The organism is Kineosporia sp. NBRC 101677, from assembly GCF_030269265.1.
Lineage (GTDB): Bacteria > Actinomycetota > Actinomycetes > Actinomycetales > Kineosporiaceae > Kineosporia > Kineosporia rhizophila.
On the sequence record NZ_BSTA01000004.1, the window covers coordinates 616,900 to 639,592 of the forward strand.

General features: G+C 71.0%; 18 protein-coding genes and 2 tRNA genes. 12 read left to right on the forward strand and 8 right to left on the reverse strand.

Annotated elements, in window-relative coordinates:
- Positions 1 to 17: 17 nt before the first annotated feature.
- Positions 18 to 2,627, reverse strand: coding sequence for a putative bifunctional diguanylate cyclase/phosphodiesterase (locus QSK18_RS15510; protein WP_285619822.1), 2,610 nt, complete (start codon positions 2,625 to 2,627; stop codon positions 18 to 20).
- A gap of 1,253 nt (positions 2,628 to 3,880) precedes the next feature.
- On the opposite strand from QSK18_RS15510, the gene QSK18_RS15515 reads away from it, so the two are divergent.
- The 3 genes from QSK18_RS15515 to QSK18_RS15525 all read left to right on the forward strand — a co-directional run bounded on the left by QSK18_RS15515 (position 3,881) and on the right by QSK18_RS15525 (position 4,735).
- Positions 3,881 to 3,952 (forward strand) — tRNA-Gln (locus QSK18_RS15515).
- 118 nt (positions 3,953 to 4,070) lie between these two features.
- Positions 4,071 to 4,143 (forward strand) — tRNA-Glu (locus QSK18_RS15520).
- Positions 4,144 to 4,288: 145 nt separating this feature from the next.
- Complete coding sequence (locus tag QSK18_RS15525) at positions 4,289 to 4,735, forward strand: hypothetical protein (RefSeq protein WP_232815358.1); 447 nt, start codon at positions 4,289 to 4,291, stop codon at positions 4,733 to 4,735.
- Positions 4,736 to 6,394: 1,659 nt separating this feature from the next.
- Here QSK18_RS15525 and QSK18_RS15530 read toward each other — a convergent pair.
- Positions 6,395 to 7,120: an IclR family transcriptional regulator gene (locus QSK18_RS15530; RefSeq protein WP_232815357.1), complete on the reverse strand. Its 726-nt coding sequence runs from the start codon at positions 7,118 to 7,120 to the stop codon at positions 6,395 to 6,397.
- 142 nt (positions 7,121 to 7,262) lie between these two features.
- Here QSK18_RS15530 and leuC point away from each other — a divergent pair, with 142 nt between their 5' ends.
- The 4 genes from leuC (at position 7,263) to murA (ending at position 11,899) form a co-directional block, all read left to right on the forward strand.
- Positions 7,263 to 8,714 carry a 3-isopropylmalate dehydratase large subunit gene (leuC, locus tag QSK18_RS15535; protein WP_285619827.1) on the forward strand — a complete coding sequence of 484 codons (1,452 nt, stop codon included), beginning with the start codon at positions 7,263 to 7,265 and terminating at the stop codon, positions 8,712 to 8,714.
- A 56-nt stretch (positions 8,715 to 8,770) separates the two neighbouring features.
- Entirely contained in the window at positions 8,771 to 9,367 is a 597-nt protein-coding gene (gene leuD / locus QSK18_RS15540) for a 3-isopropylmalate dehydratase small subunit (RefSeq protein ID WP_232815355.1), read from the forward strand.
- A 257-nt stretch (positions 9,368 to 9,624) separates the two neighbouring features.
- On the forward strand, positions 9,625 to 10,389 hold the full coding sequence (locus tag QSK18_RS15545) for an HU family DNA-binding protein (protein ID WP_232815354.1): 765 nt from the start codon (positions 9,625 to 9,627) through the stop codon (positions 10,387 to 10,389).
- Between the two features lie 193 nt (positions 10,390 to 10,582).
- Positions 10,583 to 11,899 (forward strand): UDP-N-acetylglucosamine 1-carboxyvinyltransferase, encoded by a 1,317-nt coding sequence (gene murA / locus QSK18_RS15550; protein ID WP_232813599.1) that lies wholly within the window; start codon positions 10,583 to 10,585, stop codon positions 11,897 to 11,899.
- A 159-nt stretch (positions 11,900 to 12,058) separates the two neighbouring features.
- On the opposite strand, the gene QSK18_RS15555 is transcribed toward murA, so the two are convergent.
- Together QSK18_RS15555 and cofC are read right to left on the reverse strand one after the other, a co-directional pair.
- On the reverse strand, positions 12,059 to 12,280 hold the full coding sequence (locus QSK18_RS15555) for a hypothetical protein (protein ID WP_232813598.1): 222 nt from the start codon (positions 12,278 to 12,280) through the stop codon (positions 12,059 to 12,061).
- Positions 12,281 to 12,357: 77 nt separating this feature from the next.
- Complete coding sequence (gene cofC, locus QSK18_RS15560; RefSeq protein WP_285619836.1) at positions 12,358 to 13,026, reverse strand: 2-phospho-L-lactate guanylyltransferase; 669 nt, start codon at positions 13,024 to 13,026, stop codon at positions 12,358 to 12,360.
- A 167-nt stretch (positions 13,027 to 13,193) separates the two neighbouring features.
- Between cofC and QSK18_RS15565 the strand changes: the two genes are divergently transcribed.
- Positions 13,194 to 13,958 carry a lysophospholipid acyltransferase family protein gene (locus QSK18_RS15565; protein ID WP_285619838.1) on the forward strand — a complete coding sequence of 255 codons (765 nt, stop codon included), beginning with the start codon at positions 13,194 to 13,196 and terminating at the stop codon, positions 13,956 to 13,958.
- The gene (locus QSK18_RS15570; RefSeq protein WP_285619840.1) at positions 13,955 to 14,956 is read left to right on the forward strand and encodes an NAD(P)H-dependent glycerol-3-phosphate dehydrogenase; all 1,002 of its coding nucleotides are present in this window, start codon (positions 13,955 to 13,957) and stop codon (positions 14,954 to 14,956) included. The genes QSK18_RS15565 and QSK18_RS15570 overlap by 4 nt, the downstream gene beginning before the upstream one ends.
- A gap of 83 nt (positions 14,957 to 15,039) precedes the next feature.
- Here QSK18_RS15570 and QSK18_RS15575 read toward each other — a convergent pair whose 3' ends face one another.
- Positions 15,040 to 16,203, reverse strand: a complete 1,164-nt coding sequence (locus tag QSK18_RS15575) for a trans-sulfuration enzyme family protein (protein ID WP_285619844.1) — start codon at positions 16,201 to 16,203, stop codon at positions 15,040 to 15,042.
- Between the two features lie 88 nt (positions 16,204 to 16,291).
- Here QSK18_RS15575 and QSK18_RS15580 point away from each other — a divergent pair, with 88 nt between their 5' ends.
- Positions 16,292 to 17,443 carry a D-alanine--D-alanine ligase family protein gene (locus tag QSK18_RS15580; RefSeq protein WP_285619845.1) on the forward strand — a complete coding sequence of 384 codons (1,152 nt, stop codon included), beginning with the start codon at positions 16,292 to 16,294 and terminating at the stop codon, positions 17,441 to 17,443.
- 70 nt (positions 17,444 to 17,513) lie between these two features.
- Here QSK18_RS15580 and QSK18_RS15585 read toward each other — a convergent pair whose 3' ends face one another.
- The gene (locus tag QSK18_RS15585; RefSeq protein ID WP_232813592.1) at positions 17,514 to 18,077 is read right to left on the reverse strand and encodes a DUF3515 domain-containing protein; all 564 of its coding nucleotides are present in this window, start codon (positions 18,075 to 18,077) and stop codon (positions 17,514 to 17,516) included.
- A gap of 4 nt (positions 18,078 to 18,081) precedes the next feature.
- The gene (locus tag QSK18_RS15590; protein WP_232813600.1) at positions 18,082 to 18,315 is read right to left on the reverse strand and encodes an Lrp/AsnC family transcriptional regulator; all 234 of its coding nucleotides are present in this window, start codon (positions 18,313 to 18,315) and stop codon (positions 18,082 to 18,084) included.
- A 141-nt stretch (positions 18,316 to 18,456) separates the two neighbouring features.
- On the opposite strand from QSK18_RS15590, the gene QSK18_RS15595 reads away from it, so the two are divergent.
- On the forward strand, positions 18,457 to 19,476 hold the full coding sequence (locus QSK18_RS15595; protein WP_285619850.1) for a thiamine-phosphate kinase: 1,020 nt from the start codon (positions 18,457 to 18,459) through the stop codon (positions 19,474 to 19,476).
- 518 nt (positions 19,477 to 19,994) lie between these two features.
- Here QSK18_RS15595 and rpmB read toward each other — a convergent pair.
- A complete protein-coding gene (rpmB, locus tag QSK18_RS15600) occupies positions 19,995 to 20,180 on the reverse strand; it encodes a 50S ribosomal protein L28 (RefSeq protein ID WP_231445270.1) in 186 nt (61 codons plus the stop codon).
- Between the two features lie 310 nt (positions 20,181 to 20,490).
- Between rpmB and QSK18_RS15605 the strand changes: the two genes are divergently transcribed.
- Positions 20,491 to 22,677 (forward strand): DAK2 domain-containing protein, encoded by a 2,187-nt coding sequence (locus tag QSK18_RS15605; RefSeq protein ID WP_285619853.1) that lies wholly within the window; start codon positions 20,491 to 20,493, stop codon positions 22,675 to 22,677.
- Positions 22,678 to 22,693: the final 16 nt, after the last annotated feature.

Below are 22,693 nucleotides of genomic sequence, written 5' to 3' on the forward strand. Positions count from 1 at the left end.
CTCAAGGTTTCCGGCTCTCAGCGAGCTTCGGCCAGGTGCCCCTCCCGGGCTGCCAGCCAGTCGATGAAACCGGCCAGGGGCATCGGCGGGGCCAGGTAGAAGCCCTGCATGTTGGTGCAGCCCATGCGTTCCAGCTCGGCCCAGGTGGCCGCATCCTCCACCCCTTCGGCCACCACCGCCAGGTCGAGGTTGGTGCCCAGGTCGACGATCGAGCGCACGATCGCCAGGTCGCCCGGCTCGGTCAGCATGCCCATCACGAAGCTCTTGTCGATCTTCACCTCCTGCACCGGGAGCTGGCGCAGGTACGACAGGGACGAGTAGCCGGTACCGAAGTCGTCGATCGACAGGCCCACCCCGAGCTCGTGCAGCCGGTCCAGCACCACCCGGGTGCGGGCCGGGTCGCGGATCACCGAGCTCTCGGTGATCTCCAGGGTCAGCGAGTCGGCCGGCACCGCGTGCCGGGCCAGCAGGGTCTGCACCTGGGTGATCAGGCTGTCGTTGAGATTGCTGCGGGCCGAGAGGTTCACGCTGATCGTGAGCCGGTGCCCCGAGCGCCGCCAGCGCCCGCAGGCCGCCACCGCCTGCTCCAGCACCGCGTCGGTGAGCTGGGGTATCAGGCCGTTGCGTTCGGCCAGAGGGATGAACGTGTCGGGGAACAGCAGCCCGTGCCGGGGGTGGCGCCAGCGCACCAGCGCCTCCACCCCGAGCACCATGCCGGTGCGCAGGTCGGCCTGGGGCTGCACGTAGACCTCGAGCTGCCCGGCCGAGATGCCCTGCCGCAGCTCGGCGGTCAGCGCCAGCCGCTCCGGCGTCTCGTTCGCGTCCAGGCCCTTCTCGTACACGTGCAGGCCCGAGCCGGAGTTCTTGGCGTAGTACATCGCCCCCTCGGCCCGTTTCAGCAGGGTGTGGCCGTCGGAGCCGTGCAGCGGGGCCACCGCGATCCCGATCGAGACGCCCACCTCCACGTCGACCCCCTGGATGCTGACCGGCCGTTCCAGCCCGAAGCGCATCTGGCCGGCGATCTCCAGGGCCATGGCCACCGTGTCCACCCCGGGCAGCAGCACGGTGAACTCGTCGCCGCCGGTGCGGGCCAGCACCCCCCGGTTCTTCAGCGCGGCGTGCAGCCGCTGGCCCACCTCCTGCAGCAGCCGGTCGCCCAGGGGGAGCCCGAACGTGTCGTTGACCTGCTTGAAGTTGACCAGGTCGAGGTTCATCACGGTCAGGCCGGGGGAGCGGTCGGTGCGCAGGTCGCCCAGCGCCACCACCATCTCCTGCTGCAGCAGATTGCGGTTGGGCAGGCCGGTGAGCTTGTCGTGCAGGGCGTCGTGCCGCAGCCGGTCGACCAGCTGGCCGTTCTGCAGGGCCATGCTGGCGTGGTTGGCCACCGTCATCAGCAGCTGCACGTCGTCGGTGTCGAACGAGCGCACGTCGCTGATCCGGTCGCCGACCAGGATCGTGCCCACGATGCCCGCCTCACCGCGCAGCGGGACCAGCACCGCGTCGCGCAGGTCGCGGTCGGCCAGCAGGGCGCGATGGCTGCGGTCGCCCCGGGGGATCAGCAGCGGGCCGCCGCTGTTGACCACCCCGGCCCAGCTCGGGTCGTTGGCCGCGGGCTCGCCCAGCCGGGCCCGGCGCAGCTTGTCGTTGGAGCCCCGGCTGTCGATCCGCAGGGGCTGGTGCCCGGCCTCGGAGGAGACGAAGACGATCTCGGCGTAGTCGGCCCGCAGCACCTCACGGGCGTGCTGGAGCACCCCGGTGAGGATCTCGTTGACCTCGGGCGTGCTGCTCACCGCGTGGCTGAACCGGTAGAGCCGCTCCAGGCTGAGGTGGCGCTCGGACAGGCTGGAGTAGCTGCGGTAGACCACCAGCAGCAGCACCATCGAGATCAGCAGGGGCACCGCGGCCTGGCTGCTGGCCGCCAGGGCGTGCACGGCGACCAGGGCGATGCAGGTGACCAGGGCCGAGGTGGCGGCCCCGCGCCCGGCCTCGACCAGGAAGTCACGGCGCTTGGTCTCACCGTCGACCACGGCGATCACCACGGTGACGGCCAGGGCCGAGAGCAGCCCGCCGCACACGGTGGCGACCAGGGCGGCGATCCAGGCCCGGTAGTCGATCGCCACGTCGCCGCCGCGGATCAGGTTGAACAGCATCAGGGCGAGCACCGACTCGGCGAACACCATGGAGGCGTTGAAGAACACCTTGACCGGGCCCTGCCGGCGCCAGAGGACCAGGGCGACCAGCACCCCGACCAGGCGCCCGGCCAGGAAGCCGCCGGGGGAGGCGAAGAACAGGCCGAGCACGGTGGCGATCTCGTTCATCGAGATGGCGCGGACCTGCCGGTGCCCGTTGACCTGCACCATCTGGACCACGATCTCGCAGGCCGCGGCCAGCGCGGCCACGCTGTACCAGTCCAGCCGCAGCAGCTCGCCGCGCCCGCCCACCTCCTGGGTGACCGGGCACAGCCAGACCAGCGCGCCGAACGCCACCAGGGTCAGGCTGACCCCGACGATACGCAGCGAGGTCGCCCGCGGCCGGGCCGGAGGGACACGTCGTGACTCCGAGCGACCCGGGCCCGCCAGGAGCGCGAGCGGGGACAGCTCGGTGAACCGGATGCCGAGGACCGCCATCCGTCACCCCCTGCGGTCGGGGGCGGCGGGCCCGGTCCGAGCGGGATTCGGTTCACCCTCGCCGGCCGGCCCGGTCTCCCGGACGCCTGCCATCAGCCCGCAGCCGGCATGTCGCCGGACCCAGAAAACAGTGCTTGAACTGTGAACATCCCCGTCCCCCGGTGATCACGCCCCTGTGATTCGGAGCGTAGCTGAACCGCCGATGCGCCAAGAGCGGAAGTCCGGACGAACCTGTGTCCGACACCTTACCCATAGTCATATTGCCCCCTGGAGATGTCGGCCACATTCCGTGGTCTCCGGAAGGCGCTGGGAAGCCGGGTCGTGCGGGAGGCCGGGCAGGGGGCTGACGCAAAGTAAGGGAAATTCGTGGGACAGGGTGTGACCTACGTCCTGTTCGAGTGACTTGGGGGAGGAGGTCGGGCCGACGAGAGGTGTTAGCTGAAGCACTTATGGGTGCAGAAACTGGTGCATGCAGGCTCTGCCTCCTGCCCGCCCCGTGCCCTGCACACCCTGCTCAGTGCTGACCCGCTTTCTCCGAGCGTGGTCCTGCTCACTCGCAGCCCCGGTGGGCGGTGTGACCTGCGACCCTCAGCGCCGCCGTAATCGCGGGGACGGAGCCGGTCAGCAATGGCGGTCGCCAGCTCCGATCACCGGCGCCCAGGCGATCTCCCCACACCCGCGCGCCTCTCCGCACTGGTCCTTCCGGGTGTCTCTCCTGCGGCCCCGGCCGGACGAGCCACCGCAGCCGATCTGCCCCCAGCGGCCCAGCGCAGCGTGCCTTCCTCGGCGGTGCAGATCCAGGCCGGTCCGTGTCTAGCCGCGAGAGACGAGCGCCACCGCAGTTCCGACCGGCCCTTATCGGTGACGCGTGGCCTGGCCCGGATGCCCAAGGCCGAGCGGCCGATTGCCCTTGCATGACCCCCGCCTGCCCAACCGTTGTGAGGCGGTGCGGATCGCCCGCCCCTCCGGGTTGCCCCGGTCCGACCAGCGCACTCCTGCACCTTGCCAACCGCTCATGGCGACGCCCCAGCGGCCGGGCTCGGTCCCGTCTGTCTCCCCGGCCCTGGTCCTGCTCGCCTCTTCCTGGCCCCTGCACACCTGCTTTCCCCACCCTCCGACCCCATGCGCCAAGGGCCACGCGGCGTGCGGATTTGGGCCCGCGGTCACCTACCGCTAATGTTCTCCGTGGGCAGCCGCCCAAGCGGTAGATCCGCCTCCTCGGAGAGGATCTAACACTCGGGCGGTTACCCCCATGGGGTATGGTGTAATTGGCAGCACGACTGATTCTGGTTCAGTTAGTCTAGGTTCGAGTCCTGGTACCCCAGCTCGGTAAGGTGGTCTCAAGGTGAGCATTTCGCTCACCGGCCGGACAAACCAGCCGATTCGATAGACAGCCGGGAGATCGGCTAGAATCGAATAGCTGACCTGGTCAGCAAGCAACAAGGCCCCGTTGTGTAGTGGCCTAGCACGTCGCCCTCTCAAGGCGGTAGCGCGGGTTCGAATCCCGTCGGGGCTACACCGAGATACGGCCCTCGACCACTTCTGGTCGAGGGCCGTAGTCATGTCCGGTAATCTCACGCCGGCCTGCGAGAACCCCTTTGGATGCTCGGGGGTGGGAGCACCATGCGGGAGCACCAGTGGAATCGACGGAGGGAAAGTTCATGACGGCGCAGATCGGCCAGATGGTCCGGGAGTTGCTGGCAGGCGATCTGAACGCCTACCCCGAGCGGATCAAGGCGCTGGACGAGCCCGGCTGGAACGCCTTCGGTGAGATCGTCGGCGCGGCCTTCTACCGTGCGGTCGCCCAGCTGCTCACCCCGCAGACCGACGTGTCCGCCTTCGTCGCCGCCGCTGCTGCCCCCTACGCGCAGACCCCGGTCGCGATCGACCCGGCCGCGGCCGAGGCCCTGGTGCGGTCCGTGCTCGGCGACGACGCGACCGTGGGTCAGGTGCTCGAGCAGCTCGACGAGCCCGACCTGGCCCGCATCGAGCTGGTCCTGCTGCGCCGCCTGATCGAGGACGGCAACGGCGCCATCAAGATCGACGCGCTGGTCACCTCGGCCCAGGACGAGGCCGCCGAGTTCAGCGGCGAGGCCGGAGCCTCCTGAACCCTTCTCGCACCTTCGAGCCCGTCTTCCGCAGTGGGGAAGACGGGCTCGAAGGTTTGCGGGACGAAGAGCCGCCTGGGCAGGCGGTCGCGGGCCTCGAACCAAGAGCCCCGTCACCGGGCGGTCCCGAGCCTGAAACGACCCGTTCCAGCTCAGGACCGGCTCAGGGGCAGGTCGTTCAGCAGCCCGCAATGGGCCTGCGCGAGGTGTACATCGCGTACACCTGGTACGCGGTGTACCCGATGTACACATCGTCGACCCGGGCTTGGCCGGCCCCCCGGGATCGGTGGCGGAAAAGTAAAAAAGCGCCCGATGACGGCCCGGACCTGCCGCAGACGCCATTCGCCGCGGCCCTGTGCGTCCAGGCCGTCTGAGATAGGTGACTGATCCAGAGGCAGGTCAGACAGACCATCTACGGCGACCGACGCACAAATTCCTGCTCCCCAGCCTTTCCGCGGCTGCCGAGACGGGCCGCTGAGACGGGCCGCTGAGACCGGCTGCCCGAGCCGGCAAAGGGAACCTGGCTGCGGAGGCCGGCCCGGGAACCGGCTAGGGCAACCGGGCTGCGGAGGCCAGCCCGGAAGCCGGCCAGAGGAACCGGGGTACGGAGGTCAGTCGGGAAACCGGCCAGAGGAACCGGGGTGCGGAGGCCGGCCAGGGAAACCGGGCTGCGGACGCCGGCAAGGGAAGGCGGCCAGGGAAACCGGTCAGGGAAACCGGGCTGCGGAGGCCAGCCAGGGCAACCCGGTTGCGGAGGCCGGCCAGGGAATCGGGCTGGGGACGCCGGCCAGGGAACCGGGCCAGGGGAACGCGGCTGCGGAGGCTGGCCAGGGGAATCGGGCTGCGGAGGCTGGCCAGGGGAACTGGGCCAGGGGAACGCGGCTGTGGAGGCTGGCCAGGGGAACTGGGTTGTGGGCGCGGGCCAAGGAACCGGGCCAGGGGAACGCGGCTGTGGAGGCTGGCCAGGGGAACTGGGTTGTGGGCGCGCGCCAGGGAACCGGGCCAGGGGAACGCGGCTGTGGAGGCTGGCCAGGGGAACTGGGTTGTGGGCGCGGGCCAAGGAACCGGGCCAGGGGAACGCGGCTGTGGAGGCTGGCCAGGGAAACCGGGTTGTGGGCGCCCGCCGGGGGGCAGGCCAGGGAAACCGGGCTGTCGGCTCCTGTCATGGAAACCGTCCAAGGGAACCCGGCTGTGGACGTCGGCCAGGGAACCCGGGTATGGACGCCAACCAGAGAAACCGAGACGTGGGCGCCTGCCATGGAAACGGCCAGGGGAACCGGGCTGTGGATGTCGGCCAGGGAAACCGGGCTGTGAACGCCAGCCAGGGCAACCGGTCAGGGAAACTTGGTGGCTGAGGCCGGCGAGGGGAAACCTGGTGCGGAGGCTGGTCAGGGAGACCTGGTGGCTGAGGCCAGGCAGGGGAACCGGCTGCGGAGGCTGGTCAGAGAAACCCGGTGGGCGAGGTCGGGCAGGGAAACCTGGTGGGCGAGACTGGCCAGGGAAACCCGGCCACCGAAGTCCACAAACGCCGTCTTCCGTGAGACCGACTGCCGCTCAAAGGTGACCGCCGGGCGCACGAACCTGGCCCCCAACTCAGTTCACGCAGCCAGCGGTACCCGGCCCGCTACGTCCTTCAATTCACCGTGACCCAGCGGTGAATCAGGCCTGGACCTGACCTCGGCGCAGCACCTCGGTGAGCCGGCCGGCGGCCGCGACCACGGCGGTGGCGTGCTGACGACCCGGCTGACGGGTGAAACGTTCGATCGGGCCGGAGATCGAGACGGCGGCCACCACCCGGCCGGACGGGCCGCGGACCGGCGCGGACACGGAGGCGACGCCGGGTTCGCGTTCGGCGATGCTCTGCGCCCAGCCCCGGCGACGTACCGCCGAAAGGGTGCTGGCGGTGAACTTGGCGCCGTTCAGCCCGCGGTGCAGGCGGTCCGGCTCCTCCCAGGCCAGCAGGGTCTGGGCGGCGGAACCGGCGTGCATCGACAGGGCCGAGCCGACCGGGATCGAATCGCGCAGCCCGACCGGCCTTTCCGCCGCGGCCACGCAGATGCGCTGGTCGCCCTGACGGCGGAACAGCTGGGCGCTCTCGCCGGTGTGGTCGCGCAGGGCGGCCAGGACCGGCCCGGCGGCGGCCAGCAGCCGGTCCTCCCCGGCCGCGGCGGCCAGTTCGCCCAGCCGGGGCCCGAGCACGAAACGGCCCTGCAGGTCACGGCTGACCAGCCGGTGGTGCTCGAGCGCGACCGCCAGGCGGTGCGCGGTGGGCCGGGCCAGACCGGTCGCGGTGACCAGCTGGGCCAGCGTGGCGGGACCCGCCTCGAGGGCGTCGAGCAGCACGGCTGCCTTGTCCAGGACGCCGACTCCGCTACTCTTGTCCATGGAGCGATACTGTCGTCTCACGAAGCGAGACGCAAGTCCGGCCAGCACCGGGCCCGGGAGAACCGGGATCGCACCGGCGGGCACTGTTCAGGTGCCCGCCGCAATCGCAACGGGCACCGAACCCGGATGGAGGCTGATCAACGTGGGCCGCACGCTGGCGGAGAAGGTTTGGCAGGCGCACGTCGTGCGCGCGGGCGAGAACGGCGAGCCCGACCTGCTCTACATCGACCTCCACCTGCTCCACGAGGTCACCAGCCCGCAGGCGTTCGACGGCCTGCGGATGGCCGGGCGCGGGGTCCGCCGCCTCGACCTCACCATCGCCACCGAGGACCACAACACCCCGACCCTGAACATCGACCGGCCGATCGCCGACCCGGTCAGCCGCACCCAGATCGAGACGCTGCGCCGCAACTGCGCCGAGTTCGGTGTCCGGCTGCACCCGCTGGGTGACATCGACCAGGGCATCGTGCACGTGGTCGGGCCCCAGCTCGGGCTGACCCAGCCGGGTATGACCGTGGTCTGCGGCGATTCGCACACCTCGACCCACGGCGCCTTCGGGGCCCTGGCTTTCGGTATCGGCACCAGCGAGGTGGAGCACGTCCTGGCCACCCAGACCCTGCCGCTGAAGCCGTTCAGGACCATGGCGATCAACGTGGACGGCGATCTGCCCGCCGGAACCAGTGCCAAGGACATCATTCTCGCGGTGATCGCGAAGATCGGCACCGGCGGTGGCCAGGGCTACGTCCTGGAGTACCGCGGTTCGGCTATCCGGGCGCTGTCCATGGAGGCCCGGATGACGATCTGCAACATGTCCATCGAAGCGGGCGCCCGGGCGGGCATGATCGCCCCCGACGAGACCACCTTCGAGTACGTGAAGGGCCGCCGGCACGCCCCCGAGGGCGAGGACTGGGACGCGGCGGTCGAGTACTGGCGCACCTTGCACACCGACGACGACGCCACCTTCGACACCGAGGTGTACCTGTCCGCACCCGACCTGGAGCCCTTCGTCACCTGGGGCACGAATCCCGGTCAGGGCTCTCCGCTCTCGGCGAACGTGCCGGACCCGGCCCAGATCGCCGACCCGGACGAGCGCGGCGCCGCCGAGCGGGCCCTGGCCTACATGGACCTGACCGCGGGCACCCCGCTGCGTGAGATCGCCGTCGACACGGTGTTCATCGGCTCGTGCACCAACGGCCGGATCGAGGACCTGCGGACCGCCGCGGCCGTGCTCCAGGGCCGGCAGAAGGCGGAGTCGGTGCGGGTTCTGGTCGTGCCCGGCTCGGCCCGGGTCCGGCTGCAGGCCGAGTCCGAGGGGCTGGACAAGGTGTTCACCGAGTTCGGCGCCGAGTGGCGGCAGGCGGGCTGCTCGATGTGCCTGGGCATGAACCCGGACCAGCTGGCCCCGGGCGAGCGCAGCGCCTCGACGTCGAACCGTAACTTCGAGGGCCGCCAGGGCAAGGGCGGCCGTACGCACCTGGTCTCGCCCGCGGTGGCCGCCGCCACCGCGGTCCGGGGCACGTTGTCTTCTCCGGCGGACCTGACCTCTCCCGGGTTCGAGGTCGCCTCCCAGGAGGGCGCTTCCGCCGCCCGGTGAACCTCGGCAGCTGACGCCCACCCCTCAAGACCTCACAGCTAAGGAACAGCGAAACCATGGAGAAGTTCAGCACCCACACCGGTATCGGGGTCCCGCTGCGCCGCTCGAACGTGGACACCGACCAGATCATCCCGGCGGTGTACCTCAAGCGGGTGACGCGCAGCGGGTTCGAGGACGGTCTGTTCTCCGCCTGGCGCCAGGACCCGGAGTTCGTCCTGAACCAGGACGCCTACAAGGCCGGTTCGGTGCTCGTGGCGGGCCCCGACTTCGGCACCGGGTCCTCCCGTGAGCACGCCGTCTGGGCCCTCAACGACTACGGCTTCCGGGTCGTCCTGTCGTCCCGCTTCGCCGACATCTTCCGGGGGAACTCCGGAAAGGCGGGCCTGCTCACCGGGATCGTCGAGCAGGCCGGGATCGAGAAGCTGTGGGCGGCGCTGGAAAGCCGCCCGGGCACTGAGGTGACGGTCGACCTGGAGGCCCGGACCGCCGTCTGCGGCGACCTGACGGTGCCGTTCGAGGTCGACGACTACACCCGCTGGCGGCTTCTGGAGGGCCTGGACGACATCGGGCTGACCCTCCGGCACGTCGAGGACGTGACTGCTTTCGAGTCGAATCGGCCACACTTCCTGCCGCGCACCCTGCCGGCCCGCTGAGGACCTCCTCGGCCGCAACCGGAATCATCATTCATTGCCGTAATTGATTGTGCGGTAATGATTCTCGAGAAACTCGGCGGTCCTTGCCGACTCCCGGAAGGGGGTCGGGAAGGGCCGCCGAGGGCCGTTTACAGGGCGCTTTTGCGTTGAGACACAACGACAAAACCTCACTCTGTATTGGATTTATAGGCCGGATTGCGTTTACCTTCATCTTCGACAGCGGGCATCCGTCTCGCTTCCATGTACCGGAGGATGAAGTGAACAAGGCAGATATCGTCGAGATTCTCCAGGAGCGCCTGGGTGGCCGTCAGGCCGCGGCCGACGCGCTGGACGCCGTGATCGACACGATCACCCGCGCCGTGGTCCGCGGCGAGAAGGTGACCATCAGCGGTTTCGGTTCCTTCGAGAAGGCCGTCCGCAACGCGCGCACCGGCCGTAACCCGCGCACCGGCGAGAAGGTCCGCATCAAGAAGACGTCCGTCCCGCGTTTCCGCGCCGGCACGTCCTTCAAGGCCTACGTGGCCGAGCCGCGCACCCTGCCGAAGCCGGTTGCCGGTTCCACCCGCGCCGCCACCACCCGTGGTGTCGCCGCTGCCGCCAAGGCCGCTGCCCCGAGCCGCGCCACCAAGGCTGCCGCCACCAAGACCACCGCCGCCAAGACCACGGCCGCGAAGAAGACCGCCACCAAGGCCACTCCGGCCAAGACCACGGCGGCCACCACCCGCACCACGGCGGCGAAGAAGACCACCACCGCCACCAAGGCCACCCCGGCGAAGACCACCACGGCCGCGAAGAAGACCGCGACCAAGGCTCCCGCCGCGCGCAAGACCACGGCCACGAAGACGGCTGCCACCCCGGCGAAGACCACCGCCGCCAAGACCACCGCGGCGAAGACCACCACCGCGCGCAAGACGGCCGCCAAGAAGACGGCGACCACGGCCAGCCGCACGGCGACCAAGGCCACCCCGGCCCCGACCGCCGCCAAGCGCACCACCACGCGTCGTCGCACCACCAGCGCCTGAGCACCACCACCCCTCCACCCGTGGCGGGCGTCCCGATCGGTCGGGACGCCCGCCACGGGGCTGTTTTGGGGGCCGACGGCACTGCCGCGCCACTGCCCCTTCAGGAAGCCGTGAGCAGCGCCGACAACTGACAGGTGAGCTTTTGTACGGCCCGGAATTGGTACCTGGCCCGACGTGGGCCACGATGTCTTCCATGAACGACGTACTCACCGTGCACGGCGGCACCCCGCTGGTCGGCAGCATCCAGGTCCGGGGTGCCAAGAACCTGGTTTCCAAGGCCATGGTGGCCGCGCTCCTCGGTGACGAACCGAGCGTGCTGCGTAACGTCCCGCAGATCCGCGACGTCGGTGTCGTGAGCGGTCTGCTCGAACTCCACGGCGTTCAGGTCGAGGAGATTCCCGGCCCCGAGGGCGAGCTCCGGCTGGACCCGAGCAATGTCATTCAGGCGCACGTCGCCGACATCGACGCCCATGCCGGTTCCAGCCGTATCCCCATTCTTTTCTGCGGCCCTCTGCTTCACCGGCTGGGCGAGGCATTCATTCCCGATCTCGGTGGGTGCCGGATCGGTGACCGTCCGATCAATTACCACATGGATGTGCTCCGGCAATTCGGTGCGGTGGTCGAGAAGGAGCCGAACGGAATCGCCATCCGGGCGCCCCAGCGGCTCAAGGGCACCAAACTCAACCTGCAGTACCCGAGTGTCGGCGCCACCGAGCAGGTGCTGCTGACCAGCGTGCTGGCCGAGGGCGTCACCGAGCTCACCAACGCGGCCATCGAGCCCGAGATCATGGACCTGATCGCGGTGCTGCAGAAGATGGGCGCCATCATCAGTGTCGACACCGACCGGGCGATCCGGATCGAAGGCGTCGACCGGCTCGGTGGTTTCACCCACCGCGCGATGCCCGACCGGATCGAGGCCGCCAGCTGGGCCAGCGCCGCGCTGGCGACCAAGGGCGACATCACCGTGCTGGGCGCCCGCCAGCAGGAGATGATGACGTTCCTCAACGTCTTCCGGAAGGTTGGCGGGGTCCTCGACATCGGCGACGACGGCATCCGGTTCAGCCACCCGGGCGGTGAGCTGAACTCGCTGGTGCTGGAGACCGACGTGCACCCGGGGTTCGCCACCGACTGGCAGCAGCCGCTGGTCGTGGCGCTCACCCAGGCCAGTGGCCTGTCCATCGTGCACGAGACGGTGTACGAGAACCGGCTGGGCTTCACCCACGCGCTGCGTGAGATGGGCGCCCAGATCCAGCTCTACCGGGAGTGCCTGGGCGGCCGGCCGTGCCGGTTCGGCCAGCGTAACTTCCAGCACTCCGCGGTCATCTCGGGCCCGGCCAAGCTGCACGGCGCCGACATCACGGTGCCCGACCTGCGGGGCGGTTTCAGCCACCTGATCGCCGCCCTGGCCGCCGAGGGCACCTCCCGGGTGCGCGGGATCGGTCTGATCGACCGTGGTTACGAGCACTTCCAGCAGAAGCTGCAGATGCTCGGCGCCAACTACGAGCGCTGAGCAGCCACTGCGACAGTTCCCCGGAAGCCGGTGGGTTTCCGGGGAACTTTCTTTTGTCAGTGCTTGAGGACTGGGGGCACCAGTGCGCGTCGCTCGCCTCGGGAATTGCTTACGGACGTTTGTGGGCGCGCACGGTTGTACGTCCAGTTGTGCGGGTGGTCAGTCCGGGGGAGCAGGCCGTCCGGCGGCCCCGATGGTTCCCAACGTCAGCCGCACTATTTCGGCTCCCTGGCGCTCGGCCGTCAGACGCTGGCCCGGGCGGAGGTGCCGCAGCCCGCTGTGCTCCAGCGCGCCCGGGCCGAACGGCAGCACCTCGCCGGAATCGGTGAGCACGGAGCCGGAACCGGTCTCGGCGTCGAAGCGGTACACGGTGGCCTGCACCCGGACAGCCTAGGGCCTGTCCGCAGCACAGGACCTGGACAATCGCCCACTGGACCCGGGGCCGGACACGTGCGGTCTCAGGCCCCCGGAAGCGCCTGGCCGGCAAGGAAGGCCAGGGTGCGCCGGCCCAGGCCGAAGGACTGGGCGACCTCGAGATCGGCCTGGGTGTCCACGTCCCGGCGCAGCGCGGGCAGGTCCAGATCCAGCCTCAGAGCACCCGACTCGGCGTGCCTGCTGGCCGACTCGGGGCCGAAGGCGGGCTGCATCCGCGCCGGGTCCAGGGCTGCCAGCAGCACCGTGCCCACGCCGTCCGCGTCCGGCACGAAGACCATCGACGGTGCAGTCGGACGGCCCTGCCGCGGCGTCGTGAGGGCCTTTCCGGCGTGCTGCAGGGCCAGATCCAGGTCTGCCGCCCGTAACGCCGGCAGATCTCCCAGCAGCACGGCACACGGGCCCTCAAGGCCGCGCAGCCCGTCCTCGATCGCCCCGGTCAGCCCTGAGCCGGGCCGGGACTCACCGCGCACCAGCGCTCCGGCCGAGCCGGCGGCCTGGGCCAGCCGGGGGTCGGGGGTGACCACGACCACCTCGGCCACCGCAGGCGTGGCCAGCACCGCGTCCAGGCAGTCGAGGGCGATCGCGACGGCCAGACCGGCCGGGGCGGCCAGCCGGGACTTGGCGTTCGGCCCGCCCTTGAGGGGCAGCACCATCCGCCAGCGGGTGCCGGGATCTGCGGCTTCATCAATCATGGGTTCGGGGACCGATCGACAGTGCGGTGGACAGGACGGTGGAACGGATCTGGGGAGCGGTGGACGGAACACCGGCCCGCAGGCGGCAAGATGGTGCGGTGCGTCGTGATCGGACGGCGGGCAGAGGCTGACGGGCTGACGGGCCGGACTCGGAAGGTGGAACGCTGGTGCGCAGGCGGAGGATGGGCCCGTGGTACCGGCTGGCCGTGATCGTGCTGAAACCGGTGCTGGTGCTCAGCACCAGGAGGAACTGGCGGGGCGCGCAGAATCTTCCGGCCACCGGTGGGGTGGTCACGGTGTCCAACCACATCTCCTACTTCGACCCGTTCACGTTCGCGCACTTCGTCTACGAGGGCGGCCGCCTGCCCCGCTTCCTGGCCAAGGAGAGCCTGTTCCGGTTGCCGCTGCTGGGCCGGATCGTGCGGGGGGCCGGGCAGATCCCGGTCCACCGCGAGACCCGCGACGCCGGCGCAGCCTACTCGGCGGCCGTCGCGGCCGTCCGGGCCGGGGAACTGGTGGCGATCTTCCCCGAGGGCACACTGACCCGGGACCCGGGTCAGTGGCCCATGCGCGGCAAGACCGGGGCGGTCCGGGTGGCCCTGGAGACCGGGGCGCCGCTGGTGCCGATCGCCCAGTGGGGCGCCCAGGAGATCCTGCCGCCCTACTCCAAGCGGCTGCATCTCTTTCCCCGTCACACCAGTTCGGTCGTCGCCGGCCCACCGGTCGACCTGAGTGCCTACCGCGACCGCCCGATCACCGTGCCGCTGCTGGTCGAGGCCACCGACTACGTGATGGACGTGCTCACCGGCCTGCTCGAGGAGATCCGCGGCGAGCAGGCCCCGGCCGAGCGGCACGATCCCCGCACCACCGGGAAACCCCGTATCGGGAACCCGAACCCGTCAGAGTCGAAGTGGAAGAGGTCAGGTCGATGAGTCGCGTCGCGGTGATGGGCACCGGATCCTGGGGAACGACGTTCGCCATGGTGCTCGCGGATTCGGGCGCCAAGGTGACGATGTGGGGCCGGCGGCCGGAGGTCTGCGCCCAGATCGCCGGGCAACACCGCAACCCCGACTACCTGCCGGGCCTCGACCTGCCGGAGACGATCGGCGCCGACCCCGATCCGGCGGTCGCCCTGGACGGCGCCGACATCGTGGTCCTGGCCGTGCCGGCCCAGACCCTGCGCGGGAACCTGGCCGCCTGGAAGCCGCTGATCGGCCCCTCGGCGGTCACCGTGAGCCTGATGAAAGGCGTTGAGAACGGCACCCTGCGGCGGATGAGCGAGGTGATCGGCGAGGTCCTCGAGATCGGGCCGGAGCGCAACACCGTGGTCTCCGGGCCCAACCTGGCCTCCGAGATCGCCGCCCGCCAGCCCACCGCCACCGTCGTGGCCTGCACCGACCACGACACCGCGGAAATGGTTGCGGCGGCCTGCTCGGCGCCGTACTTCCGGCCCTACACCAACCACGACGTGATCGGCGTGGAACTGTCCGGTGCGGTGAAGAACGTGATCGCCCTGGCGGTGGGCATGGTCGAGGGGATGGGCCTGGGCGACAACTCGAAGGCCTCGATCATCACCCGGGGCCTGGCCGAGATCACCCGGCTGGGGGTGGCTCTCGGGGCCGAGCCGGCCACCTTCGCCGGGCTCGCCGGGATGGGTGACCTGGTGGCCACCTGCGCATCGCCGTTGTCCCGCAACCGTTCCTTCGGGGTGCACCTGGGGCAGGGGATGAGCGTGGACGAGGTGGTCGCGATCACCGACCGCACCGCCGAGGGGGTCAAGAGTGCCGGGGCGATCCTCGGCCTGGCCCGGGCGCACGGCGTGGACATGCCGATCGCCGAAGCGGTGACCGGCGTGGTGAAGGGTGAGGTGCCGTTGTCGGAACTGGCTCAGAGCCTGCTCTCACGCCGTCGCAAGTCCGAGTTCGCCTGAGTCTCCTGGCACTGAGGGGCGGTGACCGCTGTGGCGGTCACCGCCGTCCTTAATTTGTGCCTGTAAGTACTTGAGGACGTTTGTCAGCTCGCCGATTCCAGGGCCTGCACCAGGTCGGCCCACAGGTCCTCGACGTCCTCGATCCCGGTGGAGAGCCGGATCAGGCTCTCCGGCACCAGGACCGACTCACCGCCGTGCCGGCGCCGGCGCTCCAGGCTCGACTCCACCCCGCCGAGGCTGGTGGTGTGCACCCACAACCGGGTGGCGGCACACACCTTCTCGGCGGCGGTGGCGTCGCCCGCCAGCTCGAACGACAGCATCCCGCCGAAACCCCGCATCTGGCGCTGGGCCAGCTCGAACTGCGGGTGCGAGGGCAGCCCGGGGTAGCGCACCCGGGTGACCGCGGGGTGATCGCCCAGCCGACGGGCCAGCTCGGCCGCGCTCGCGCTGGACCGCTCGATCCGCAGGGCGAGCGTGCGCAGACCGCGCAGGGCCAGCCAGGCCTCCATCGGGCCGGGGATCGCCCCGTTGATCGTGCGGTGACCGTGCAGGCGCGCCAAAAGGCCCTGCGGATCGTCGCTCTGCGCAACCACCAGACCGAGCAGCACGTCCGAGTGCCCGCTCAGGTACTTCGTGGCCGAGTGCACCACCAGATCGGCACCCAGTGACAGGGGCTGCTGCAGAAGCGGCGTGGCGAAGGTGTTGTCGACCGCGGTGAGCACCCCTCGCCCGCGGGCCGCGGCGATCACCGTGGCCAGGTCGGCCACGTCCATCATCGGATTCGTCGGGCTCTCCAGCACCACCAGGTCACCGGCGCCCAGGCCGTCCAGGGCGGCCACCACGACATCGGTGTCGGCGATCGGCACGGCCCGCACCGACAGCCGCCCGGCCTCGGCGAGTTCCCGGGCCAGCTGCGAGGTTCCGGAGTAGGGGATGTCCGGGATCACCACGGTTCCGCCCAGCGGCACCAGATTCAGCACGGCCGAGACCACCGCCATGCCCGAGGCGAACGACAGGGCGGGACCGCCCTCGAGCGCCCCGACCGCGTCCTCCAGGGCCGTCCACGAGGGGTTCCCCCAGCGGCCGTAGCCCAGATCGCCGCTCTGCGGGGCGAAGTCGGAGGCGGTGTAGGTGGAGGTGAACACCACGGGGACGTTCATCGGCTGGTTCGGGCTCGCGGGCGGGCGCCCCGCGGTGACCGCCACGGTGGCGGGAGCCAGTCCGTCCCGGGAAGTGTCGTCGTTCATGCGCACAGAGTAGGGCGCCCGGTGGGGCGGGGGATGCAGGGGTTCACCAGGACGGAGCCGGGCTGCGGGAGCGGTACTCTCCCCGGTCATGGAAGCTATCCAGCCCGTGGCTGCCACGGATGCCAGTGCGCCGTCCACCCGCCGCAAGCGGGTCGCGGTGCTCTTCGGCGGGCGCTCGAGCGAGCACGCGGTCAGCTGCGCCACCGCCTCCTCGGTGCTGCGCGCGATCGACCGCGACGCGTACGACGTGATCCCGATCGGCGTGACCCGCACCGGCCGCTGGGTTCTCGCCGCGGACGACCCGGAGCGCTGGGCGATCTCGGCCGGGGTGCTGCCCGAGGTCAAGGACGGCGACGGCCCGGGCGTGATCGCCCCGGTGCAGACCGGTGACCACGCCCTGCAGGTGCTCGAGCCCGGGCAGGTGCCCCGCGAGCTCGGCCAGGTCGACGTCGTGTTCCCGCTGCTGCACGGCCCGTTCGGCGAGGACGGCACGCTCCAGGGGCTGCTGGAGCTCACCGACGTCCGCTACGTGGGGGCCGGCGTGCTGGCCTCGGCGGCCAGCATGGACAAGGCGGTGATGAAGGTCATGCTGAAGGGCGCCGGCCTTCCGGTGGGCGAGTACCTGGTGGTGCGCCCGGGGCAGTGGCAGCGGGACCCCGAGGCCGTGCGCGACGACGTCGAGGAGCTCGGCTGGCCGGTGTTCGTGAAGCCGGCCCGGGCCGGCTCGAGCGTCGGCATCACCAAGGTCGACGGCCCGGACGAGCTCGACGCCGCGATCGCCGAGGCGCTGCGGCACGACCGCAAGCTGGTGATCGAGGCCGCGGTGGTCGGCCGGGAGATCGAGTGCGCGGTGCTGCAGGCGGCCGACGGCAGCTGCGCCACCAGCCTGCCCGGCGAGATCGAGTTCGTCGGCGAGCACACGTTCTACGACTTCGAGGCCAAGTACCTCGACGACGCCACCAAGCTGTCCTGCCCGGCCGACCTGCCGGACGAGGTGATCGCCCGGGTGCGGGAGCTGTCGGTGCGCACCTTCGAGGCGATGAACTGCGAGGGCCTGGCCCGGGTGGACTTCTTCGTCCAGGCCGACGGCAGCGTGGTGGTCAACGAGATCAACACCATGCCGGGCTTCACCAGCTCCTCGATGTACCCGCGGATGTGGGCGGCCACCGGGCTGGCCTACCCCGAGCTGATCGACCGGCTGATCCAGACGGCGCTGGGGCGGCCCACCGGGCTGCGCTGAGCGTTCTCCGCCGGACAGCGCACAGCGGTCGGTGCTCCCTGCGGGGAGCACCGGCCGCTGTGCAGTTTGTTCAGCTGGGTGAGGCGCTGGGGACTGTGTCGGCCAGGTCGTAGCAGCGGCGCTCGGTCTGTTCCAGGGGGGCCACCGCATCGTTCAGCTCGACCAGGGCGCTGGGGGCCTGGGTGCGGTCCACCGAGACGGGAACGGTCACCGTCACGGCCGGATCGCGGCCGTAGGTGAGGAAGGTGTAGCCCTCGGCGTTCTCCCGGAAGACCCAGGAGACGTCGTTGACCTCGATGCACTCGTCCGTGGTGGGCCCGGTCGGGGCCACTCCGCAGTTGAGCAGGATCGGGTCGTCCTCCGCGCCCCAGGCGGCGACGTTGGAGGGGTGTCCGGCACCGGTGACGCGGTTCTTGGAGAGCACCGTCCCGGGCAGCCGGCCGATCAGGTCGGTGCACTCGGGGCTGCTCGCGTCCGGGCCCTGGGTCACGGCGGCAGCCTGGGGCGAGGCGTCCTCGCCGGCCGAACCGGAGCCGCAGCCGGCCAGCGCACCCAGTGCCACCGGGACAGCGATCAGGGCCCGGCACCGAGGCCGGACCCTGAGCAGCCCACTGTCACCGAGGAGCTGGCGCATCAGCTCACAACTTCACGACGGTGCAGGTGAGCGTGCGGGTGATGCCCTTCACGTCCTGGATCTTGGCGATCACGCCCTGGCCCAGCTCGTCGACGGAGGGGGCCTCGATCCGGGCGATGATGTCGTAGGGACCGGTGACGTCCTCGGCCAAGGTCACACCCGGGATCTGGGCGATCTCGGTGACGATCGACGTCGACCGTCCGACCTCGGTCTGGATCAAGATGTAAGCCTGCACCACCACGTGTTTCTCCTGTCCGAACTGCCTGAGGGTCTCCAGAGGCTCCACGGTGCGGGCCGACCCAGACATTGGGCGGTCACGCTACCGTGTCGGTCCGCGGACGCAGCAGTGGGTTGGCCGGATCGTGGCTGAAGATTGGTGATGAAATTGGGCACGTCCGGGGAGCAACCGGTCGATTCCGACCCGACGGTCGGCACGCTGGGTGAGGATCCCCTCGTTGCCGGGGTGATCGGCCGCTACCCGTCGGCGCCCTGGCTGACGGTCGGCCCGGGTGACGACGCAGCCGTTCTGGACCTGTCCGGACGCTTTCCGGGGCCGCTGATCGCGTGCACCGACACGATCGTCGAGGGCCAGGACTTCCGGCGCGACTGGTCGACAGCCCGTGACATCGGTATCAAGATCGCGGCGCAGAACTTCGCGGACGTGGCGGCCATGGGTGGCAGGCCTCACACCCTGCTGGTGAGCCTGACCACTCCCGCAGATGTTCCCGCCGCGTGGGCCAACGAGCTGGCCGACGGACTGGCCGCCGAGTGCTCCCGGGCAGGTGCGGTGGTCGCCGGGGGAGACGTCTCGGCCGGCTCAGAGATCGTGATCGTGGGGACGGCGCTGGGCACCTTGGTCACACCCCGCGCGGTTCTGCGCTCGGGAGCCTCGGTGGGAGACGTGGTCGCGGTGACCGGTGGCAGTGGGCGTTCCGCCGCCGGCTGGGCCCTGCTGCGAGCCGGGCAGGGAACCGCCGCTGACCCGGTCCTGGCCGCCCTGCTCAGCGAGCACCGCGCCCCCGTGCCGCCCTACCCCGCCGGGGTGGAGGCCGCGCTGGCGGGGGCCAGCGCCATGATCGACACCAGCGACGGCCTGGTCCGCGACGCCCTCCGCATCGCCACCTCCTCGCAGGTGGTGCTCGACCTGTCGCCTTCCGCCCTGCTGCCCTCGGCCGACCTCCTGCACGCCGCCTCGGAGCTGGGACTGACGCCGGCGGACGCCCAGGAATGGGTACTCACCGGGGGAGAGGACCACGCCCTCCTGGCCTGCTTCCCCCCGGACGCTCGGATCCCGGCCCAGTTCAGCGTGATCGGCGAGGTAAGGGCTGCATCAGAGGCGGGCGTCTGGCTGGGCGGTGAGCCATTCACCGGCGAAGGCGGCTGGCGGCACTGGGCCTAAGGGGTGGAGGCTGGGCTAACCGGCCTGGGATACACGGTCGTGCCCCGGCACTACCCGAACCGCCATGCCCTAGGTCGCGACCGGCCGCGTGCCTTAGGCAGCAACCGGCCGCCATGCCCGGGGCCACTCCGGTCGCCCTGCCCCTGGGCCACAACTGGCCGCCACGCCCCGGACCGCCACCCCACCGGTCGCCACCCACCAGCACGTCCTCGGCCGCCATCGACCAGCGTTGGCCACGGGAACGAGCCCTTCGCGCGGTGAGTGTCTGTAGCTGAGGGTGATCGCAGGGGATGGAGGGAGTTTCTCGAGAGAACACTTGGACGTCCAAGTGTTCTCTCGAGAAACCCCTCTCCTCCCCACGGGTGCTCAGGGTGATCTGAGCTGGACGCATGGTGAGGTCCTTGGCTCCATTGGGTTCTCTGAGCCCCCTGGGCGCGACCGGCATCCTTCGGGCCGGGCAAAACGACGACCGCCGGGAGGCCCGAAGGCTCCCGGCGGTCGTGACGTTCAGTGGCGGGTCAGCGGCTGACCTTGCCCGCCTTCAGGCAGGAGGTGCAGACGTTGATGCGCTGCGGCGTACCGCCGATGGTGGTACGGACGCGCTGGATGTTCGGGTTCCAGCGACGCTTCGTACGGCGGTGCGAGTGCGAGACGCTGAAGCCGAAGCCCGGCCCCTTCTGGCAAACGTCGCAGTTGGCGGCCACGTTGATCTCCTGAGATATCGAACTGATGCTTGGTTGCGGGCGGTCGGATCTGCTGGCCCGGGTTATGCCGGGGGCAGCCGCAGGCAGCGATGACCTACCACGCTCGATGAGCAGAGTAGCCGAACGAGAAGCCCCAGCCCAAACCGGAGCCTACCGAGCCGGGGCCGGCCGGCGTCCCGGGGGTGACGAAGCCGGGCAGACTGTGTCGAGAGTGGGTGAACGCCACATGAATGGCAGGTGTGGCTGGGCGGCGGATACTGTCCGCGGAGGATGGCTGACCTGCCGGTCCCACGGGTGAGGGAGGAATGCGGTGCTGAGCGTTCTCGACCCACCGGCGGCGCGGCGTTGGGCGATGGCCGCGCTGGCGGCGCTCGCCGATGCCCGCGAGGAGATCGACGCCCTCAACGTCTTCCCGGTGCCGGACGGCGACACCGGCACCAACCTGTACCTGACCCTCGAGGCGGCGGTGGCCTCGGCGCAGACCCTCCCGGCCGACGCGCCGGTCGCGGCGGTGGCCGACGCCTTCGCCCGCGGAGCCCTGCTGGGTGCCCGGGGCAACTCCGGCGTCATCGGGGCGCAGCTGCTGCGGGGGTGGGCGCAGGTGCTCGCCGAGAACACCGAACTCACGGCCCAGACCGCGGTCGAGTGCTTCCGCCGGGCCGACGAGCAGGCCTGGAAGGCCGTGCACCATCCGGTCGAGGGCACCATCCTGTCGGTCAGCCGGGCGGCGGCCCAGGCCGCCCAGGCGGCTGCCGGGTCCGAGTTCGGGGCCGACCTGGAGGCCGTGGTCAGTGCGGCGGCCGAGGCGGCGCAGCTGGCGTTGGCCTACACCCCCGTTCAGCTGCCCGAGCTGGCTGCCGCCGGAGTGGTCGATGCGGGCGGGCGCGGGCTGGTCGTGCTGCTCGATGCGCTGGCCGAGGTCGTGCTCGCCGATCACACCCACCATCGGCCGAACCGGCGCCGCCGTCGTCCGGCCAACCTGCCGGCGCTCGACTTCGCCTCCTGTCACGGGGTCACGGCGGTCGCTCCGCTCACTCCGGCGGTGGGGGTGCCGGTGCTGGCCGGTCAGTCCTGGGGTGGGCCGGCCACGTCGGCTCGGGCTGGGCACTCAGGTCAGGCAGGGCATGCCGCGCGGGCGGGGCATCCAGTTCCGGCCGGGGAGCAGGTTCAGTCGGCGCACTCGGTGCAGCCGGGCCATCCGGTGCTAACAACTCACCAGATGCAGCCAATGCCAATTGCCCAGCCAGCGCACACGGTCCCGGCGGTGCCTGCCGGCGCCGGAGCAGGACGGCGGCACACGCGCGGCCGGGGAAGCGGGCGCGAGGGCTGGGCTGCGGTCTCCGAACCTAAAGACGCCGGTGCCAGGGTCGGGCGAACCGCCCACCGTCAGTCGGTGGCCGGCGAAGGAGCCGCGGCCGAAGCGCTGTCACAGCCGCTCGACGCGCTCACCGTTGCGCTGCCCGGCCCTCTGCCCGGGCCGCCGATCGCGACCGAGAGGCGCGCCGTCCCCGAGCCCCTGGGGGGCCGGGAGGTACCCCCGGTCCTCAAGCCCGAGAGCCCGGCCGCAGACCTCTACGAGCTGATGTTCCTGCTGGACACCGACCCGCAGGACGGCGACGCGCGGGTGGACGAGCTGCGCGAGCGCCTGGACCGGCTGGGCGACTCGCTGGTCATCGTCGGCGGCCCCGACCTGTGGCAGGTCCACGTGCACGTGGCCGACGCCGGGGCCGCGGTCGAGTCCGCAATCGCCGCCGGCCGCCCCCGGCAGATCCGGATCGCCCATCTGGCCGCCGCCCAGGCCACCGCGGGCGCGGCCCGGCCGCCGCACCGCACCCGCTCCACCGGTCTGGTCGCCTGCGCGGCCGGACCCGGCCTGGCCGAGTTGTTCGAGAGCACCGGGGCCACCGTCGTGGCCGGCGGTCCCGGGCGCCGTCCTTCCACCGCCGCCATCCTCGCTGCCATCCACCGCACCCGGGCCACCGACGTGGCGGTCCTGCCCAACGACGCCGACACCCTCAGCGTCGCCCGGATCGCCGCGGCCTCGGCCCGGGCCGAGGGGGTACGGGTCACCGTGATCCCCACCCGGGCCCAGGTGCAGGGGCTCGCCGCGGCCGCCGTGCACGATCGGGAGCGGCGCTTCGACGACGACGTGGTGTCGATGTCGGCCGCGGCCGGCGCCGCCCGCGACGGCGCGGTGACGGTGGCCGGGCGGAATGGACTCACCAGCGCGGGGGAGTGCAGGATCGGGGACGCGCTGGGCGTGCTCGACGGCGACTTCGTGGTGATCGGCCAGGACCTGGCCGCCGTCGCGGTCGAGGTGCTGGACCGGCTGCTGGCCTCGGGCGGGGAGCTGGTCACCATCGTTGTCGGTGCCGGCGGGCATGATGCCCTTGCGCGCACGGTTGCGGCGCACGCCCGTGGTCTCGGCCGGGGCCTGGAGGTGAACGTCGTCGACGGCGGTCAGCCCCGGTACCCGCTGCTGATCGGGGTGGAGTAGACACACGCGGACAGGG

Coding starts and splice junctions, on each gene's coding strand:
- QSK18_RS15510 (WP_285619822.1), bottom strand. CDS start 2,627: ATGGCGGTCCTCGGCATCCGGTTCACCGAGCTGTCCCCGCTCGCGCTC.
- QSK18_RS15525 (WP_232815358.1), top strand. CDS start 4,289: ATGACGGCGCAGATCGGCCAGATGGTCCGGGAGTTGCTGGCAGGCGAT.
- QSK18_RS15530 (WP_232815357.1), bottom strand. CDS start 7,120: ATGGACAAGAGTAGCGGAGTCGGCGTCCTGGACAAGGCAGCCGTGCTG.
- leuD (WP_232815355.1), top strand. CDS start 8,771: ATGGAGAAGTTCAGCACCCACACCGGTATCGGGGTCCCGCTGCGCCGC.
- murA (WP_232813599.1), top strand. CDS start 10,583: ATGAACGACGTACTCACCGTGCACGGCGGCACCCCGCTGGTCGGCAGC.
- cofC (WP_285619836.1), bottom strand. CDS start 13,026: ATGATTGATGAAGCCGCAGATCCCGGCACCCGCTGGCGGATGGTGCTG.
- QSK18_RS15570 (WP_285619840.1), top strand. CDS start 13,955: ATGAGTCGCGTCGCGGTGATGGGCACCGGATCCTGGGGAACGACGTTC.
- QSK18_RS15575 (WP_285619844.1), bottom strand. CDS start 16,203: ATGAACGACGACACTTCCCGGGACGGACTGGCTCCCGCCACCGTGGCG.
- QSK18_RS15580 (WP_285619845.1), top strand. CDS start 16,292: ATGGAAGCTATCCAGCCCGTGGCTGCCACGGATGCCAGTGCGCCGTCC.
- QSK18_RS15585 (WP_232813592.1), bottom strand. CDS start 18,077: ATGCGCCAGCTCCTCGGTGACAGTGGGCTGCTCAGGGTCCGGCCTCGG.
- QSK18_RS15595 (WP_285619850.1), top strand. CDS start 18,457: ATGAAATTGGGCACGTCCGGGGAGCAACCGGTCGATTCCGACCCGACG.